The organism is Novosphingobium sp. GW835-FHT14H07, from assembly GCF_058793515.1.
The window spans coordinates 24,820-39,786 of sequence record NZ_JBXAFX010000003.1 but is presented as its reverse complement, the minus strand read 5'-3'; the positions used below and the strand labels follow the sequence as shown (position 1 = coordinate 39,786).

The 14,967-nt window shown below is 65.6% G+C and carries 12 protein-coding genes; 4 read left to right on the top strand and 8 right to left on the bottom strand.

The genetic code is table 11. The annotated features are described in order from the left end of the window. Nucleotides 1-34: 34 nt before the first annotated feature. The 3 genes from AC1Q5P_RS03800 to AC1Q5P_RS03790 are packed head-to-tail and all read right to left on the bottom strand — an operon-like array spanning nucleotide 35 to nucleotide 4,296. Nucleotides 35-1,423, bottom strand: coding sequence for a TolC family protein (locus AC1Q5P_RS03800; RefSeq protein WP_492518172.1), 1,389 nt, complete (start codon nucleotides 1,421-1,423; stop codon nucleotides 35-37). Further along, nucleotides 1,420-2,568 carry an efflux RND transporter periplasmic adaptor subunit gene (locus tag AC1Q5P_RS03795; protein ID WP_039334585.1) on the bottom strand — a complete coding sequence of 383 codons (1,149 nt, stop codon included), beginning with the start codon at nucleotides 2,566-2,568 and terminating at the stop codon, nucleotides 1,420-1,422. Before AC1Q5P_RS03795 ends, AC1Q5P_RS03800 begins: the two co-directional genes overlap by 4 nt. Nucleotides 2,569-2,571: 3 nt before the next feature. Continuing rightward, nucleotides 2,572-4,296 carry an ABC transporter ATP-binding protein gene (locus tag AC1Q5P_RS03790; RefSeq protein ID WP_193828701.1) on the bottom strand — a complete coding sequence of 575 codons (1,725 nt, stop codon included), beginning with the start codon at nucleotides 4,294-4,296 and terminating at the stop codon, nucleotides 2,572-2,574. A gap of 293 nt (nucleotides 4,297-4,589) precedes the next feature. On the opposite strand from AC1Q5P_RS03790, the gene AC1Q5P_RS03785 reads away from it, so the two are divergent. Then, nucleotides 4,590-6,125, top strand: coding sequence for a phosphomannomutase (locus AC1Q5P_RS03785; protein WP_193828702.1), 1,536 nt, complete (start codon nucleotides 4,590-4,592; stop codon nucleotides 6,123-6,125). Nucleotides 6,126-6,168: 43 nt separating this feature from the next. Beyond that, a complete protein-coding gene (locus tag AC1Q5P_RS03780) occupies nucleotides 6,169-7,032 on the top strand; it encodes a bifunctional 5,10-methylenetetrahydrofolate dehydrogenase/5,10-methenyltetrahydrofolate cyclohydrolase (RefSeq protein ID WP_492518171.1) in 864 nt (287 codons plus the stop codon). A gap of 142 nt (nucleotides 7,033-7,174) precedes the next feature. Here AC1Q5P_RS03780 and AC1Q5P_RS03775 read toward each other — a convergent pair whose 3' ends face one another. The 3 genes from AC1Q5P_RS03775 to AC1Q5P_RS03765 are packed head-to-tail and all read right to left on the bottom strand — an operon-like array spanning nucleotide 7,175 to nucleotide 10,194. Beyond that, the gene (locus tag AC1Q5P_RS03775) at nucleotides 7,175-8,695 is read right to left on the bottom strand and encodes a DHA2 family efflux MFS transporter permease subunit (protein WP_039334590.1); all 1,521 of its coding nucleotides are present in this window, start codon (nucleotides 8,693-8,695) and stop codon (nucleotides 7,175-7,177) included. Beyond that, nucleotides 8,682-9,752: an HlyD family secretion protein gene (locus AC1Q5P_RS03770; RefSeq protein WP_492518170.1), complete on the bottom strand. Its 1,071-nt coding sequence runs from the start codon at nucleotides 9,750-9,752 to the stop codon at nucleotides 8,682-8,684. The genes AC1Q5P_RS03775 and AC1Q5P_RS03770 overlap by 14 nt, the downstream gene beginning before the upstream one ends. After that, entirely contained in the window at nucleotides 9,739-10,194 is a 456-nt protein-coding gene (locus AC1Q5P_RS03765) for a MarR family winged helix-turn-helix transcriptional regulator (protein ID WP_039334595.1), read from the bottom strand. The genes AC1Q5P_RS03770 and AC1Q5P_RS03765 overlap by 14 nt, the downstream gene beginning before the upstream one ends. A gap of 52 nt (nucleotides 10,195-10,246) precedes the next feature. On the opposite strand from AC1Q5P_RS03765, the gene AC1Q5P_RS03760 reads away from it, so the two are divergent. Next, nucleotides 10,247-11,827, top strand: coding sequence for an acyl-CoA dehydrogenase family protein (locus tag AC1Q5P_RS03760; protein WP_492518169.1), 1,581 nt, complete (start codon nucleotides 10,247-10,249; stop codon nucleotides 11,825-11,827). Beyond that, nucleotides 11,827-12,693, top strand: coding sequence for an HTD2 family dehydratase (locus AC1Q5P_RS03755; RefSeq protein ID WP_492518168.1), 867 nt, complete (start codon nucleotides 11,827-11,829; stop codon nucleotides 12,691-12,693). The genes AC1Q5P_RS03760 and AC1Q5P_RS03755 overlap by 1 nt, the downstream gene beginning before the upstream one ends. A 25-nt stretch (nucleotides 12,694-12,718) precedes the next feature. Here the strand turns inward: AC1Q5P_RS03755 and ribB are convergent, their stop codons facing one another. Together ribB and AC1Q5P_RS03745 are read right to left on the bottom strand one after the other, a co-directional pair. Continuing rightward, nucleotides 12,719-13,993, bottom strand: coding sequence for a 3,4-dihydroxy-2-butanone-4-phosphate synthase (ribB, locus tag AC1Q5P_RS03750; protein WP_492478231.1), 1,275 nt, complete (start codon nucleotides 13,991-13,993; stop codon nucleotides 12,719-12,721). A 60-nt stretch (nucleotides 13,994-14,053) separates the two neighbouring features. After that, nucleotides 14,054-14,947, bottom strand: a complete 894-nt coding sequence (locus AC1Q5P_RS03745) for an iron-containing redox enzyme family protein (protein WP_492518167.1) — start codon at nucleotides 14,945-14,947, stop codon at nucleotides 14,054-14,056. Between the last annotated feature and the right edge of the window lie 20 nt (nucleotides 14,948-14,967).

Genomic DNA, 14,967 nt, shown 5'->3' with positions numbered 1-14,967 from the left:
TATACCTTTGGAGGAACGCCATCAGCAATTCTGCTTAGAGTCCAAGTTGCTCGCGGTCGGCCAGCGCGGCGACGAGTTCCGCCTGCGAGGCGGCGTGGCGGTAATTGGCGTCGATCTCGCGGATCGTGGCATCGGCCAGCGCTTCCTCGCGAAGGTTGACGACGAGGAAGTCGCTGGCGCCCAGCGAGAAGCGGCGGCGCTCGGCCTCGGCCATCTTGCGGGCGAGGGCGGCTTCGGCGGTGGCGAGCCCGGCCAGCTTTTCGGCGCCGGTCACCTGCGTGCGCAAGTTGGCGATCTCGACGCCGATCTGGTCTTCAAGCAGGCGCAGGCGCAGCGACAGTGCATCTTGCTCTGCCGCCACTTCGGCAATGCGTCCCTTGGCGGCGCGCTGTTCGAGCGGGATCGAGAAGCGCAGGCCAAGAATGCCCTCGGTCGGACGGCGCACCGGCGATCCGTCCCCGAAATCCTTCGATGCTTCCACGCGGACGTCGAGCCGAGGCTTGAGTTCGTTCTCGGCGAGGCGGGCACGGATGCCGGTTTGCTCGATCCGGGTGAGCAGCGCCTGGAGATCGGGCCGGGCGGCGATGGCGCTGCTCTGGTCGACAAGGCGGGGAGTGACGTTGTCAACCTGGCGCGGGGGCAGGCGATCCGGCGAGGGGACCACCGGCTGGCCAAGGCCATCGCGCAGGAACAGCGAGAGCGCGTTGGCCTGCAGTTGCAGGTCCTGTTCGGCGCGGACGAGCAGGGCCTGGCGGCGCACGATGTTTTGCTGGTTCTCGGTGCCGAGGATCGAAGGCCGCGCCCCGAGGACGATCTGGCGCTCGATCGAGCTCTGCCGTTCGCGCGCGAGCTCGAAGATCTCGCGGTAGATCTTCACCCGCAGGCCCGCCGCGACCCACAGCTGGTATGCCTCGATTGCGCGGCGCTGCACGCCGATGGCGACAAGATCGCGATCGAGTTCGGCCAGTTCGATATCGAAGCCGGCCAGTTCGCGCCGGCCGCGCCGTTCGTCGATCACCCGGTCGCGCAGCAGCGAGAACAGCACGCCGGCCTTGATCTCGCCGAGTCCGTTGGTGATGGACTTGCCTTCGTACGAGGCGAAATCGCCGATCGACTTGCGATAGCCGCCATAGACCTGGCCGCCGTTGTTCTGCAGCGGTCGGTATGCCGAAACCTCGGCGGTGGATCCGTTGTAGTAGCCCAGGGGGCGGGCCGTCGCCTCGGCATTGAAGACGAGGTCGAACTGGCCCTCGGCAGTTAGCAGGCGGGCATCGGCCTGGCGCTGGCGGGCCATCGCCTCGAGGATTTGCGGCGCGTGGGTGGCCGAGGATTGCAGCACCTCGCGCAGGGTCAGCTCCTGCGCTCGCGCCGCGCCGCCCAAGGCGAGCAGGGCGAGCAGGGCGACGAGGAAACGGGCGATCACTTCGCGTCCTCTTCCTCGCCGTAACTGCCGCTGCCGTAGGCTCCGCCCTTGGCGTCGTTCTTGCCCTTGGTCTCCTCCTTGTCGGACAGGGCCTTGAGCCCATTGCCCTTGCGCGGCCCGGCATCGACCGGGGTGGGGAATTCAAGCGGGAAGTCATTGAGCTGGCGCCACAGTTCGTAGGCGATGGTCACCGTTTCCATCTGGATCCAGCCGCGCACCTTGGAGCCGAGGCGGACGTAGTTGTCGTTCGGCCAGGCGGGCTTGCCGGGCATCGGTTCCACCAGCACGCGGAACAGGCCGTTGGGCTGGGCCGAAGGGTCGATCGTCAGCACGCGGCCATCGAACATGCCCTGCGCCACCGAGGGCCAGCCGCTGAACTGGATGGCTGGCCAGCCTTCGAAGTTCAGACGCACCGCCTGCCCCTTGCGCACCAGCGCGGCATCGCGGCCATCGACCAGCAACTCGACAACGCGCTGCTGCCGCTCTGGCGCGATCGTGGCGAGGAGATCGCCGGCGCTGATCAGCGTGGCCCCGGCGGCGGTGTTGAGCGAGAGGATGCGACCGTCGCGGGGGGCGCGGACCAGCTGCGCCGACTGGCGGTTGAGCGCGATGTCGACCTTGCTCAGCTTGGCACGGGCCTCGGCCAGCTTGGCGTTGAGTTCGGCCACCTTGATTTGCGTGGCCTCGTAGTCGCGCCGGGCGGCAAGCCCTTCGGCGTAGAGTTGCGAGGAGCGGTTCACGTCGAGCCGGGCAGTGGCCATCGCCTGCTGGGCGGCTTCAATCTGCGCCACCACCTGCTCGCGCTCTGCCGCGAGGCGGGTGAGCAGGTCGGGATCATTGTCGATGATCCGGGCGATCGGATCGCCCTGCTTGACCAGCTGGCCATCGACGACGAACCACTTCTCGACGCGGCCGGGCACGAGCGCGGTTACCTGCTGCACGCGGTCTTCGGGGTTGAGCGCGATGACATCGCCGCGGCCGGGAGCTGTCTGCACCCATTTGACCGCGAACAGCAGCACCAGCAGCAGCGGGATAGCGATGGCGATCATGCGGCCGAGCGTGCGGGTGGTGCGCGGCACCTTCAGGCTCGACAGCGTGGCGAAGCCGGAAAGGTCGTGCCCGTGGGTAGAGGTCTTGGCGGCCATGGCTCAGCCCTCCCCTCCTGCGCCAAGGGCCGTGTGCGCAAAATGCATCACGTCGTCCACGGTCAGGCCCTCGGCCTGCCTGTCAGGGCCAAGCCACAGCCACGAGTCACGCTTGAGGCCCTCGGGACGATTGGTGAACTGCAGGATCGTGGTGCCGTGGGGCCGCAGCGCGGCAAGCGCGCGTTCCAGGCGGGCTGGCGGGAGCATGTCGTAGAGTGGTGAGAGCATCAGCACGCGCGGCCGCGCGACGAGAGCGCCTGCCAGCTTGAGCGCCATCGTCTCGCCCACCGTCAGCGGATAGCCCGAGCTGGAAAGCAGAGCGTCGAGACCGCCCGGCAGCGAGCCGACACGCCTAGCAAGCCCGACAATCTCGAGCGCATCGATCTGCGCCTCGGGACGGGTCGGGTCTCCCAGGCCGAGGTATTCGCGCACCGACATCTCGACGATGGTCGGCCGGTCAAGCACGATCACGTCCGAGCGCAGGCGATACATGTCGAGCGTGGCGAGGTCAGCCCCGCCGACCGCGACGATGCCCGAACGCGGCACTTCCAGCCGCTTGAGCAAGGTGGCGAGCGTTCGCTCCACTCCGGGCGCGGCCAGCACGCCGACTTGCGCGCCGCTCGGCACCGAGAAATCGAGCAAGTGATCGCCGTGGTGGACCTGGCGCAGGCGGATCGCGCCATCGGGCGGGCAGGCGGCGTTGTCCTTGGGTGATGCTTCCTGCGGCACTTCCCAGAACAGGTGCAGTTCCTCCAGGCTCGCCGAAAGCTCGTAGAGCACTTCAAGGTAAGTGCCGAGCTGGGCGATGCCGTAGAACACGCCGGAGAGAATCAGCTCTGCCGCGACCAGCTGGCCGATCGACAGCTCACCCTGCAGGATCAGCCATCCGCCCATCGCCAGCAGGCCGGCGCTGGACAGGGCATAGAGCAGGAGCAAGGCAATCGTCTGGCCGAAGGTGTAGCGGAAATGGTGGCGATGCGCCGCGACATAACCCGCCGTCATCTCTTCCGAGCGCCGGATGGCATAGGCCATGTGCCGGCTGGACTTGTAGACGCCGTTCGACCCGCCGACCGTGCCAAGCCAGTGCGCAGTGGCGTGCTTGGCATGGCTCTTCGCGACGGCACTGGCGATCGAGGAATTGGCCCAGATCCGCCAGATCACCAGCACGATCAGCACCAGCACCACGTTGAAGGCAAGGAAGAACGGGTGGTAGAAGCTCGTCACCACAAGTCCGACGAAGCTTTGCAGAACGATGGTGAAGCCGCCGATCAGCAGGCTGGTCAGCGATTTCTGGACGATGCCCATGTCGAAGAAGCGGTTGAACAGGTCCCCGCGGCGGGAATCGACGAAGAACGGGTTCTGCGCATGCACCGCGCGCAGCGTGATCTCGGCGACAAGGCGGGCGAAGAAGCGGCGCTCGAACTTGGCGAGAAGATGGACGCGGAATGCGCTGAGCACGCCCCAGATCAGCAGCAGGACGAACAGGATCGCGGCCAGCGTGAGCAGTGGTGCCGGCATGGCGGTGTTGGCGACCGAATTGATCAGCAACTGCACCGAGATCGGCGTCGCCAGCGAGAGCAGCGAGATCGCCGCGCCGAACAGCAATGCGAGACGGAAGAACGCCGTATCCGGCCCCAGCACCGGTCCTGCCCAGCGGAAGAAGTCGCGGAAGGTGGGAACAGGGTGGTGCTCCGCGTGTGCGGACGCGTCGGTCTGGGGGGCTGCCATCGTGTCTCGAGAATCCGTTCTTCGCAGTTGCAGCACAAATGGGGATGGTTCGGTGTCTTTGTGCCAACGTTGTGTGAACTTTTTTTGCTGTCCTGCAAGGTGTGCTCGGGGGCAGACGAGGAGCGTTCGAGCGGATAAAGCGCCGGTGCGAACGGTGAATCGGGAACGGAACCCACGGCTTCCGGTTCGCCTCGGTGGGTGTGGCGCGACCTAGCGAGGGCGTGCCGCACGCGCTCATGCACCGTTGGCGCGGCTGTCTCGTGCGAAGCGGTGAAACTGGAAAGTGATGGCGAATGAACGACTTGGGCGTTGAAGCAGGCGTGACCGTGGCCGAACTGATGGCGTCGAGCGGGGTCCCGTTCGGTACCAGCGGCGTGCGCGGGCTGGCCTCCAGCATGACCGACAAGCTGTGCCATGCCTATGCCACTGCCTTTCTCCAGTATCTGCGCCAGATCGGAGAGTTCTCCACTGGAGATCGCGTTGCCTTGGCCGGTGACCTCCGGACCAGCACGCCGCGCATCCTGGCCGCCTGTGCCACCGCGGTGCGTGATTGCGGCGGGGAGGTGGTGTTCTGCGGGCTGACGCCGACGCCGGCGCTGGCGTTCCATGCGATGGGGAACAACGCTGGCGTGGGCATGCCTTCGATCATGGTCACGGGCAGTCACATTCCGGCCGACCGCAATGGCATCAAGTTCTATCGTCCGCACGGTGAAGTGCTGAAGAGCGACGAGGCCGGCATCGTCGGGCAGCGGGTCAAAATCGATCCCTCGCGCTTCGGCAACGATGACAGCCTGTTGGCGCCGGTGCCCCTGCCCGAGGTGACGCCGGTCGAGGACGAATACATCGCGCGCTATGTCCGTCATTTCGGGGCAGATGCGCTCAGCGGACTGACCATCGGCGTCTATCAGCACACTGCGGTAGGGCGCGATGTGCTGGTCCGGGCGGTCGAGGCGCTGGGCGCCACTGCCGTGCCGTTCGGGCGCGAGACGGTGTTCGTGCCGGTCGATACGGAAGCGATCCGCGAGGAAGACATTGCACTGGCTGCCAGCTGGGCGGCCGAGAACAAGGTCGATGCGATCATTTCCACCGATGGCGATTCCGACCGTCCGCTGGTGGCCGATGCCCGCGGTACGTGGTTGCGAGGTGACATCGTCGGTCTGCTGTGCGCGCGGGCGGTGGCAGCGGACGTGGTGGTGACGCCGGTCAGCTCAAACACCGTGCTGGAATTGAGCGGCGCGGCGCCAAAGGTGGTGCGCACGCGCATCGGCTCGCCCTACGTGATCCGCGCGATGATGGACGCGGCCGACGCGGACACGAGCGCGCGGGTTTGCGGTTACGAGGCCAATGGCGGGTTCCTGCTCGGCAGCGCGGTCGACGATCTGGCGCCACTGCCAACGCGCGATGCCCTGCTACCGATCATCGCGGTGGTGATGAATGCAAGGGAACGCCCTCTGGCCGAAGTCGTCGCCGAACTGCCGCCGCGCTTCACCTTCTCCGATCGCGTCGCCGATTTCCCGCAGGAAAACAGCGCCGCGCTGATTGCCTTCCTCAGCCACGGCGAAGAAGACGAGCAGCTTGCCCGCATCGCCCGCCTGTTCGGCGAGATTGCCGGCTTCCCCACCGGCATCGACACGACCGATGGCTATCGCATGAGTTTTGCTGATGGTGCGATCATCCATTTCCGTCCTTCCGGCAATGCGCCGGAATTGCGCTGCTACAGCGAGGCGGAGACCGAGGAGAAGGCGCGTGACCTGAATGCCCGGGCACTGGCCCACGTGCTGGCAGACGTCGTGCCCGAAGCGGTTGCATTCGGCGCATCCCATCGCTAATATTGTATGCAACACATACAAATTATCGGTTGAGGAACAGGCAATGGCCCAGATTATCGATGGCAAGGCGCTGGCCGCGCAGGTGCTGGCGCGCACCGCCGCAGAAGTGGCGGATATCGTCGCAGCGGGCGGCGATGCGCCCGGCCTTGCCGTGATCCTTGTCGGCAACGATCCGGCGAGCGAAGTCTATGTCGGTCGCAAGATCGCCCAGTGCCGCAAGGCCGGCATCCGCTCGATCGAGCATCGCCTGCCTGCGGACACCGCGCAGGACGTGGTGCTGGCCCTGATCGACGAGCTGAATGCTGACCCCCAGGTCCATGGCATCCTTGTCCAGTTGCCTCTGCCCAAGCACATCGACGCAGCTCTGGTGCTTGATCGCATCGATCCCGGCAAGGATGTCGACGGCTTTCACCCCGTCAACGTCGGCCGCCTTTCCACCGGTACGGGCGGCCTCGTTCCTTGCACTCCGCTAGGGGTCATGCTCCTGCTGGATAGCGTGATCGACGACTATCGCGGCCTGAACGTCGTGGTGATCGGCAAGTCCAATATCGTAGGCAAACCTGTCTCCATGCTCCTTCTCGAACGCGAAGCAACGGTCACGGTAACGCACATCGAGACGAAGGACCTGCCCGACGTGGCGCGCAAGGCCGATATCATCGTCGCCGCGGCCGGTGCGCCGCATCTGGTGCGCGGCTATTGGGTGAAGCCCGGCGCGGTGGTGATCGACGTCGGCATCACCCGCGTCGTCGATCATGATGGCAACACGAAAATCGTCGGCGATTGTGCGACGCATGAGCTCGATCACGCCAAGGCGGTCACTCCGGTGCCGGGCGGGGTTGGTCCGATGACCATCGCTTGCCTGCTCAGCAATACGGTCCTCGCTGCCAAGCGCGCTGCAGTTGCATAAAACGCAAATTTAGAGGCGTTATTCTCATTTGCTTGAATCCGGAGGAACTCGCATAGCGAACAGGCCTTTCAGGCATCCTCTCCCAAACTTCAAAAGGGGCTGGCGCAAGTCGGCCCCATTTTTTTGTCCAGCGGTGACAGGATCAGCGAGGCGGAGCTGGCTTTGCCGGACGCACCAGCATGAGCAGGGGAATGGCCACAACACAGGCGATCGCCATTGCGTAAAAGTCGTTGATGTAGGCAATCATCGCGGCCTGCTGGTTTACCATCCCGTCCATCACCCGCAACATTGTCTCGCCCATGCCACCATAGGCCGTCACCCGGTCCAGATCGAACGGCACCAAGGTGCGCGTGACATGCGCGCCGATCTCGGCGTGATTGACCTGGATGTTGCGGGCAAGCTCCACCGAAGCGGCCGAAATGCCGATGGAAGAACCCAGGTTGCGCATCAGGTTGCCAAGGCTCGAGGCATCGGTGCGCAAGTGCGGCGGCAGCGTGGCGAAGGAGATCAGGTTCATCGGCATGAACGTGAACGACAGGCCCAGCCCCTGCAGCAGCCCGGCGAAGATAATCGGGCCGCGCGGCATCTCCAGCGACCAGCCGGTCATCAGCCACATCGAGCCGCCCATCAGCAGCAGGCCCAGCGCCAGCAAGGCGCGCGCATCGACCTTGGTCATGAACCGCCCGAACAGGGTGATCGAGGCCAGCATGCCGATGCCGCGCGGGGCCAGCAGCATGCCTGATTGCAGCGGAGTGTAGCCGTAGATTTGCTGAAGCAAACCCGGCAGCAGCGCCATGACCGACATCATCACCAGGCCGATCAGGAACATGAAGGCCAGGCCGACGGTGAAGTTGCGATCGTGGAATAGCGCCGTCGGGAACAGCGGCTGCGCCGTGCCGGAAAGATGGAACACGGCAAGCCAGGCTCCGGCCAGGGCCACGACCGCGTAAGTCACGATCTCGGCCGAGGCGAACCAGTCGAGCGTCAGGCCCCGGTCTAGGATCAGCTGAAGCGCCGAGACTGTCAGCGCCACCAGCAGCCAGCCAGTGAAGTCCACGCGCCGCTGCCGCGTCGGGGTCTTGGGAAGATAGAGCCACAGCAGGAGGAAGCAGATCAGGCCCACCGGCAGGTTGACGTAGAAAACCCACCGCCAGTTGTAGTTGTCGGTCAGGAAGCCGCCGATGATCGGCCCGGTGATCGGTCCCAGCATGACGCCCTGGGTATAAAGCCCCATCATCCGGGGCCGTTCCGCCGCTGTGCTGGAATCGAGCGTGACTGTCTGGGCCAAGGGAGAGAGGAACGCGCCGCCGAGTCCCTGCAGGATCCGGAAAAACACCATCTGTTCAAGATTCTGCGCCACACCGCAAAGCATCGAGGCCACGGTGAACAGCAACACCGACATCAGCATCATGTTGCGGATGCCGAACTTGTCCACCAGCCAGCCTGCCAGCGGCAGCGCCACGGCCGAGGCCAGCACATAGCTGGTCAGGACCCAAGTGATGGTATCCTGCGTCGCGCTTAGCGAAGCCGTCATGTGTGGCAGGGCGACGTTGGCGATCGTGGTGTCGAGCGTGTACATCACCATCGCCGCCATTGAACCGACCAGCATCAGCGGCCGGTTGCGCGAGACCAGCGGTGGTTGCTCGGCGCTACTTGCCGACATGGACGGTGACGTCGGAACTGAGGCCGGCGATCAGCGGTCGCTCCGACTTGCTGTCGATGGCAATGCGGACCGGCACGCGCTGGATCACCTTGACCCAATTGCCGGTGGCGTTCTGCGCCGGGAGAACAGAGAATTCCGAACCCGTGCCGGCTCCGATGGATTCGACGTGTCCCTTCAGCTTCAGTCCGGGATAGGCGTCTATCTCGATCTCGGCCGGCTGGCCGGGACGCATGTGGTTCAGGTCGGTTTCCTTGAAGTTCGCGTCCACCCGGGCGCTGCCGTCGCGCACGATCGAGACCATCGGCACGCCGGGAAAGACCATCTGGCCGACCTGCAGGCGCGTGACTTGCGTGACCACGCCATCGGCGGGCGCGCGCACGACCGTGCGCTCCATGTCGAGAGTGGCCCTGGCGCGATTGGCCTGCGCGGCGGCGATGGCGGGATTGACGCCCGGCACCTGCGCACCGGTGGCCAGTTCCGAGCGGGCCTGCGCCACTTCGGCGCGGATCGAGACGATGCGGTCGCGAGCCACGGCCACGGCATGCTCTGCCGCGTCCATGCGAGCGCGGGTGTTGAAGCCCTTGTCCATCAGCGCCTTCTCGCGCGAGAAGTTGGCTTGGGCGAGGGCAAGGTCGTCGTTGGCGGCGGCAAGTGCCGCGGCCTTGGCGGCGACGTCGGCGTTCAAGGCGGTAACCTTGGCCTGCGCCGTGGCGATCTGCGCATCGGCCTGGCGGATCGTGGCGTCGAAAGTGGCGGGGTCGATCGTGAACAGGACGTCGCCCGCTTTGACGTGCTGGTTCTCGCGCACGTTGACCTTGGTGATCAGGCCGCTGACCTCGCCGGCGACGGCGACTATATCCTGCTTGATATAGGCGTTGTCGGTGGAGACGGTGCCCTGGTTGCCGAACCAGTACCACAGCGCGCCGGCCACGACGACGACGGGCCCGAGCACCATGAGGATCGTGCGGGAGCGCCTCGAACGGGTCTCGCCAACGTGCTCCTTCGCGGCTTGCGCGGCAGGTGCGTTCTGGGGGGGAAAGGGATCAGCCTCGGCCATGGATCAGGTTCGCTTCGGGAGTGGGGTCATCGGAAAGGTTGCTGCGCACGCGTTCGAGCAGCGAAAGGAGTTGAGCGTGTTCTTCATCCGTCAGGCCGGAAACCGCCTCGCCGATGGCCTGCTGCGCCAGCGGCGTCATCGACCGGATCAGCTCCTCGCCCTTCGCAGTAAGATAGAGGCACCAGCAGCGCCGGTCGGCGGGGTTATCGCGCCGTTCGACCAGCCCCATCTTCTCGAGCCGGTCGATCATGCGTCCGGCCGTGATCGGCTCCACTTCAAGCCAGCCTGCCAGGGCGCCCTGGTTGGTGCCCGGATCGCGCTGGATCGCGGCCAGCATGCGCCACTGCGGTCCGGTCACGCCGAAGTGCTGGGCACTGGCGGCAAAGCGCTTGCGGAACAGGCGCCCGACGTCAGATGACAAGAAGGCCACGTTGACTTTCATGCCGTGGCGATAATAGCAATGCTTACATTCTACAATCCGGAAAAAGAACAGGATGCTTGAGGAGGAATTGGGCGCGGCGCGCCGCTATCAGGCAGCGGCGCAGGGGGCCTTGGCCAGGCGGCTGGAAGGCGCGCGGATCGATGAGCATCAGCGTGCCGCCCACGGCCTTGCCTGGATCGCGACAAGCGCTGCCGCGCTTGAGGCAGTGGCGGAATGGGCCGAACGGTCTGGCTCTGCGCTCGACCAAGCGGTGGCCCGCCTGGCCTTCGCCGAGACGCTGGGCCAGATGGTGGGCGGCCTGCCCATGGGCCAGAACGAGATTCTGCGCCCGGCCGATCTGGGGCTGAGCGCCGAGGCGCGCGAACTGGCGCAGGATTGCGCCGGCCTGCTCGAAGTTGACCATGCCGAAGCGCGCGCCGAAGTGGCAAGCAATCTTGCCGCGGGGCAGTGGCCGTCTGAAGGCCTCGGCGATGCCGATCTCGATACGATCCGCGACCAGTTCCGCCGTTTCACCGATGCCGAGATCGTGCCCCACGCCCACAAGTGGCACCTCGCCAATGCGCTGATTCCGGACGAAACGGTACGGGCAATGGCTGATCTCGGCACGTTCGGGGTGTGCATCCCCGAGGCGTTCGGCGGGCTTGGTCTTGGCAAGCTGGTGATGTGCCTCGTCACCGAAGAACTTTCACGCGGCTGGATCGGCGCCGGGTCGCTCGGCACGCGCTCCGAGATTGCGGGCGAGCTGATCGTGCTGGGCGGGACACAGGCGCAGAAGGCACAGTGGCTTCCAGCCATCGCCAGCGGGGAGGTCCTGCCGACGGCGGTGTTCACCGAACCCGATACCGGGTCCGATCTCGGCTCACTGCAAACCCGCGCACGGCGGGAGGGCGAGGGCTGGGTGATCGATGGCGCGAAGACATGGATAACCCATGCCGCCCGGTCGGACCTGATGACCTTGCTGGCCCGCACGCTCCCAGATGCCAAGGGCTATGGCGGGCTGTCGATGCTGCTGGTGCCCAAGCCCCGCGGGACGGAGGATGAACCTTTCCCGGCGGCAGGCATGAGCGGCAGCGAGATCGAGGTTCTCGGCTATCGCGGGATGCGCGAATATGCGCTGCAGTTCGATGGCCTGCGTGCGCCGGGCGATGCCTTGCTGGGCGGCGAGGAGGGGCAGGGCTTCAAGCAGCTGATGCGGACTTTCGAGGGTGCGCGCATCCAGACCGCCGCGCGCGCAGTCGGCGTGGCAAGACGCGCGCTGGAACTGGGGCTGGACTACGCGCTGAACCGCAAGCAGTTCGGCAAGGCCATCGTCCAGTTTCCGCGCGTGGCCGACAAGCTGGCGATGAGCCTGGTCGACATGGTCCTTGCGCGCGAGCTGACCTACGCCGCCGCCCGCGCCAAGGATTCAGGCAAGCGCTGCGATATCGAGGCCGGCATGGCCAAGCTGCTGGCGGCGCGCGCGGCATGGTCCAACGCCGATGCCTCGCTTCAGATCCATGGCGGCAACGGTTATGCGCTGGAGTACGAGATCAGCCGCGTGCTGTGCGATGCGCGCATCCTCAACATCTTCGAAGGCGCGGCGGAAATACAGGCGCAGGTCATCGCGCGCGGGCTGCTGGAAGGGCGCAATTGATGGGTGACGTGGACGGGGATCGGTGGGACGCGTGGATTGGCCGGACCGAGCGGCGGGTTGACCGCGCCGACGCCGGACTTGCCGCGCGCTGGCTGGCAACGCTCGATCGCGCGGCGCCCCCCGACGGGACCATGCCGCAAGGCTTCCACTGGTGCCTGTGCACGCCCGATGCGCCGACATCGGCGCTTGGGGCTGACGGTCATCCGCTGCGCGATGACAGCCCGGACAGCTTCCTGCCGCCGGTGCCACTGCCGCGCCGGATGTGGGCGTCGAGCAAGGTGGAGTTTCTTGCGCCGCTCGTGCTGGGCGCGGCGGTCGAGCGGCGGTCTTCGGTTGCGGCGATCACTGAAAAACGGGGTGCCAGTGGAGCGCTGTTCTTCGTGGATGTTGCTCATGAGACGCTGTGCTATGGCGAATTGGCCGTGCGCGAAGTGCAGAGCGTGGTCTATCGCGATGCCGCCGCCGCTGGCTTGCCCTTGGTCCCGCCGCCGTTGGGGGAGGGCACCTTCCATCCGGGGTCATGGACCGCGCACCGGGCGATAACCCCGGACGAGCCGCTGCTGTTCCGCTATTCGGCGCTGACCTTCAACGGCCACCGTATCCACTACGACCTGCCATATGCCACGGAAGTCGAAGGCTATCGCGGGCTGGTCGTGCACGGGCCATTGACGGCGACGCTCCTGCTCGATCTGGCGCAGGCAGAGCTGGGCGACAACGCGCTGAAAAGCTTTGCCTTTCGGGGGCTTTCGCCAGCGATCTGCGGCGAGGCGCTGCATCTGGTAATGCGCGAGGATGGGGGCGCGGTCGAACTCGCCGCCTTTGCCGCCGATGGACGTCAGGTCATGGCGGCAAGCGCCACGACCTGAACCGTTCGTCGTTCGTGCCGAAGCTTCAGGCTGCGGGAATCGCCCGCTCGCCAACGATGTTCAGGCCATAGCCTTCGAGCGCGACGAGGTTGTGGTGTGAGTTGGTCAGCAGGATCATGTCGTGAATGCCGAGGTCGGCAAGGATCTGCGCGCCGATGCCGTAGCTGCGCAGTTCCATGTCGTGCCCCGCGGTTCCGCCGACCTCGCGGATCAGCTGTTCGGGATCGGTCGGCATCAGCAGCACGATGACGCCTGAGCCTGCCTCGCCAATCTCGCTCATGGCGCGCTGCAGGATGCGCTTGCGCGGTCCCGGCTGGCCGAGCACGTCGGACAGGACCGAGATCGAGTGCATGCGCACCAGCGTCGGCGTGTCGGGCAGGATGTGGCCCTTCTGCAGCACGAGATGGACCGAGCCGTCGACCTTGTTGCGATAGGTCTTGATCGTGAACTCGCCGCCGTAATCGGTGTGGAACGGTGCCTGGTCGAGGCATTCGACAAGATGGTCGTGACGGCGGCGATAGGCGATCAGGTCGCGGATCGTGCCGATCTTGAGGCCATGCTTGCGGGCGAACGGGATGAGGTCGTTGAGGCGCGCCATCGTGCCATCGTCGTTCATGATCTCGCAGATCACGCCCGAGGGGTTGAGGCCGGCGAGGCGCGGCAGGTCGACCGCGGCTTCGGTGTGGCCGGCGCGGACGAGGACACCGCCGTCGCGGGCGATCAGCGGGAAGACGTGGCCCGGCGTCACGATATCGTCACGGCCCTTGGTGGCATCGACCGCCACGGCAACGGTGCGGGCGCGGTCCGCTGCGGAAATGCCGGTGTCGACGCCCTCGCGCGCCTCGATCGAGACGGTGAAGGCCGTGCCATGGCGCGTGCCGTTGTTGCGGCTCATCAGTTCGAGGCCGAGCTTGTCGGCGCGTTCGGACGTGAGGCACAGGCAGATCAACCCGCGGCCGTGGGTGGCCATGAAGTTGATGGATTCGGGGGTTGCCATCTGTGCCGGGATGACCAGATCGCCTTCGTTCTCGCGGTCTTCGTCATCGACGAGGATGACCATGCGGCCATTGCGGACGTCGGCAATGATTTCCTCGACCGTCGCCAGCGCGAAGTCCTCATCGTCACTGTCGTCCATTGCCCGTTCGAGCTTGGTCAGCGTATCTGCCGTGGGATTCCAGTCAGGCGATAGGGCGTCGCGCAAGGTGTTGGGGTGCAGACCTGCCGCGCGGGCAAGCGCTGCCCGCGAAATGACCCGATCCTCGATGAGCTTGCGCGCACGCGCCACAATGTCCTGTGCCATGAGTCGCGTTTGTCACATCGCGATGGCACAGGTCAACAGAAATCACATCGTGATGTGAGGCTATCCCCAGAGTGTCGCACGATAACGTGCGAAGCAGCGCTCACCGCACATCAGACGCATCAGCGCGCCTTCGGCCATGGCCGTCGCACGGCGCGGGTCTTCCTCGACGAGCGGGCGCAACGCCTCGCGGTTCCAGTCCTCGCTGTGCTTCACGTCGAGCACGGCATGAAGATCGAAGTAGCGGCGTTCACGGTCGGACAGGCCGATGCGGCGCAGACCCTTGGCCACCATGGCCGAACGGCCCGGTGCGGTCAGTTCGATCACCCCAAGCGCGCCGACCGAATGCCACGCGAAACCGCGATTGGTAGCCATGCCCGTCATCGCGTTGGCTAGAGCAAGGCTCTCCCACACGGTGTTCTCGATGGTCGGTTCCACGCCCATGGTCATGGCCAAATCGTTGAGCATCGGTCCGTGCATGCCGCGCACGTTGCCACGGCCCATCTCGTCCCAGTAGTTGCGAGCAAGTTCGAGCTTGGCGCTGACCGGGAGCTTGACCTGCGTATAGGCGACAAGATCGTCGAACCCGGCTTCGCCTGCCGCTTCCTGTTCGAAGAACCAGCGCAGTTGCGCTTCATCGGCGTTTTCCGCGAGCCAGGGGAACAGCGGATCGCCCTGACCGGGACCGGTTAGCTTGAGGTCTTCGAACCATTCGACAAAGCCGTCGACATCGGTTGGCGCTTCGCCTGCGCGCTCTCGGACCTCGGCGCGGAGTTCCTCGAGAAACGAGGTTTCGAGATAGCGCATCTGCGCTTCATGCTCGAAATGTTGGTTCCAGTCGTCGGACGGAAACTGCGGACTCAGCCGCTCGCGGTTCCAGCGGGCCAGTGTCTGCTGGATCGTGTCGCTTTGGAACCGGGGGCCAGTGGTGCTTCGCTGGTCAAGATCTATCTGCATGAAAGGCAAACGGAATTTCG